Genomic DNA, 2,927 nt, shown 5'->3' with positions numbered 1-2,927 from the left:
TTCAGCTGTGACTTTGCTCAATGGAAGGATGCCTGTCCGCGTTGTAGACGTCGCCTCCTTTGCGAAGGTGCCTTTCGCTACGTCTTTTGTGAAGAGAGCAAGGCCAGGAGAATACTTCAGCCAGAGCGGGTTTTTCTCCCCCACTTTTTCTGGGTTGGTCAGGAACTTCTCCAGATTATCATCCATGCTCGTGCATTCGATATGTACCTGGTATCGTGCCTCATACCCCCCATCCTTTGGTGCCTGATAGTAGCCCATGTGGCCAATCGGGTCACCGGCCTTAATAGCAAATGGAGAACTGAGACTTACTGTTTTATCGAATACCATGGATTCCTTTGCGGGAGGCAGCAAGTGTCGCCACCAGTCGGGCCCGGTCCCCGGCGCTGGCTTAACATTGTTGTTATCCACAACAATCCAGTAGCGCTGACCGGGAGTGAGAGTACTGCTGGTTTTTTCTGGTAACCCCTTTAGCGTCACAAGGCCGTGTTTTCTCTTGTTACTTCCTGTGGCGTTAAGATTGCTGTCTGCAGGGTCCCACTCCACTCTGGCCCCTTCAGGCATGTGCCCTGCAATTTGTGGAGAAGTTTTATCTGAAGTCAGTTTCGCCGTCAGCCAGTCCATTTCAGAATATGCTTTTAGAGTATCCTGAATAACCCACTGATTTTCTGCTTCAGCCTCATAAGCTGAATACGGCGCAAGATGCATATACAGTGTATAGAAATGCAGTCCGCTGGTTTCTTTCTCACCCGGCTGGATATAGTGTTTAACCAGAACAAACGAACCGGAAAAGTTCAGCGGACCGGATTCCCATGCAAGCGTCAGATAATCCCTGCAGATGCGGTAAGCAATCACTTCTCCGTCAGCCATGCATCGAATTGCCTGCTCACCTTTAAAAGGAACTGGAAAATCTATCGCTTCAAGTGGAGACTTACCGCTAAGCGCACACCACGGGGTCGTTGCTTCCGTGATATGGATCCCGCCATGCCACATGCCACTGCGGCCAATCGCGTACTGTCCGGTAGATTCTCCACTCAAATGTGAAAGGATATCTTCCTGGCTCCCAAATTCATTTCCTCGGTTGTTCGAGGGGATCGGCCATACTATTTTGATAGGCTGAGTTTTTCCGCTACTACTATCAGAAGCAGTATTGTCATTGTAACGATAAAGGATATATGCGGGCTTTTCATTTCGATATTGTTGGCCGGGATAGAATCCTCTGAGTTGAATAAAGTCTGAAACCCAGTTTGTCCCATTAAATAAAGCAATATGGCCATGAGGATGCCCATCAATAGGTTGAATAACAACAACATCACCTGCTTGTTGTCCTGGTATAATTGCTGTGTCTGTAGGGCCTGAACCTGTATAAGAGTAAACAGGTTTGAATCCTACGGCCTCAAAAGATGGGCCGTAATCACATGCTGACGCGGAGTTGCCAATCCTTGGTGGTGGAATCTTAATTTTGACACCACCAGCCTCCGCGGCCCTTCTGACGTATGCAGCGCACTTCCCAAGACTTCTTGGTTCAACATGACTATTTATGTAACTAACGGATGCACTATTATTCCACATGGATTCAGCCTTTTTATTCCGTTACGCTGATGATTTTCCAGTTACTGTCGATTTTTTTAAGGGAAACATTGAGTGAGTTTTTAGGTTCAGAATCATCGCCCAGAATAACCCCAACCACAGACTTACTTCCATTTTCCGTAATCGTACCGGTCTTCATATTCAGCTTCCAGGAGGAGTATGTATCTTGAGACTTAGTGAAATAATTAACATCAGACTCAACCCAAACGCCGTACCAGTCACAAATATAGTTCCCTTTATATTGTTTGCACTCGTGTTTCTGTGAGCATTTTTTTTCTAGTTCTGATGCAGAAACAGAATCGTCAGAATCATAATTACACATTGTGGAATCAGTGATGCTATTCATCAGTTGGTCAGATACGTACTTTTTGATTATTGCATCATTATTCTCTGTATCATCCTTGAGATATTCAGAGTAAAAATCATGGACAATATCTGCTGGGTTTGTAGATTCAGCAGAAAGCGCCGCATGTGAACAAGTAAGGAGGAAGGCGTAAATGAAAGCATGGAATATTTTGGGGGTTGATAATTTCATATTGACTTCTCATTCGTTAAAAAATGTAGCTATCAAAATTCTTTTTGTTTATAACAGCAATAGCCGCAGCATTTGATTTTAAGGTGCTCATGGCACTGTTTTGATTGAACATTGTCTCTCTCTGTTAGTTCTCGTTGCAATGGCCTGTTTTTCTGGATATGAACTTCACCGAATCCATTAGCCATTTGTCATTCTTGAGAACAATGCTGATATCATATTTTGACTCACTATCAGCATGGCCAAGCGTTAACTCAGCGGCAACCTTATTACTGCCCGTAGGCGATGTTTTAACTGCAATTTCATCCGCCCAATCTGGACATATTTCCTGAGCACTGATGAAATAATCAGCACCAGTATCATTATCACTATTCAATTTCTGAAGATATTTCGTCGTATAGGTATCAACTGCGTTTTGGCTTTTCTCTGCACCACTCTCCACATCAGGATTATTCCAGGCTTTGAGATAATCAGAGTAAAATGCTTTAACAACGAACTCTGGGCTTTTTGCATCGAGCGCTGGGCTATTATTTTCTCCAAAACTGAGGTTTGAAAATGTCGCAAAAATAAAAGTGAGTAACAGCAATAAATTTTTAAAACATGGTTTCATAGTGCATTTTCCCTGTTTACTATTTTTGTATCAGTCATTGAATGACTTACTGCTGATTTTGCTTTCCTGAGTGATATCCGTCAGGCTGAAATTGGGTGTTTCGTTGGGAAGATTTGCGCCCGAGCCTGGTACCAGATAGTTCGATGTTTTCATAATGAACTCACCAGATGAACCATGCTCAATCCCGTTCTTACTCAG

At 43.7% G+C, this 2,927-nt stretch carries 2 protein-coding genes and 2 pseudogenes; all 4 read right to left on the bottom strand.

The features are described from left to right. Positions 1-1,569, bottom strand: a pseudogene (locus tag D9597_RS22840) (hypothetical protein); the annotation flags it as partial. Between the two features lie 13 nt (positions 1,570-1,582). Further along, positions 1,583-2,122 carry a DUF3828 domain-containing protein gene (locus D9597_RS22830; protein ID WP_130224898.1) on the bottom strand — a complete coding sequence of 180 codons (540 nt, stop codon included), beginning with the start codon at positions 2,120-2,122 and terminating at the stop codon, positions 1,583-1,585. 124 nt (positions 2,123-2,246) lie between these two features. Next, positions 2,247-2,729, bottom strand: coding sequence for a DUF3828 domain-containing protein (locus tag D9597_RS22825; RefSeq protein ID WP_130224896.1), 483 nt, complete (start codon positions 2,727-2,729; stop codon positions 2,247-2,249). 30 nt (positions 2,730-2,759) lie between these two features. Next, positions 2,760-2,927 (bottom strand): annotated as a pseudogene (locus D9597_RS23460) (type VI secretion system tip protein VgrG); the annotation flags it as partial.

Origin of the sequence: Escherichia sp. E13S3, assembly GCF_004212325.1 — a bacterium.
Classification (GTDB): domain Bacteria; phylum Pseudomonadota; class Gammaproteobacteria; order Enterobacterales; family Enterobacteriaceae; genus Escherichia.
The sequence above is the reverse complement of the archived record's forward strand: the minus strand, read 5'-3'. Positions and strand labels throughout refer to the sequence as shown.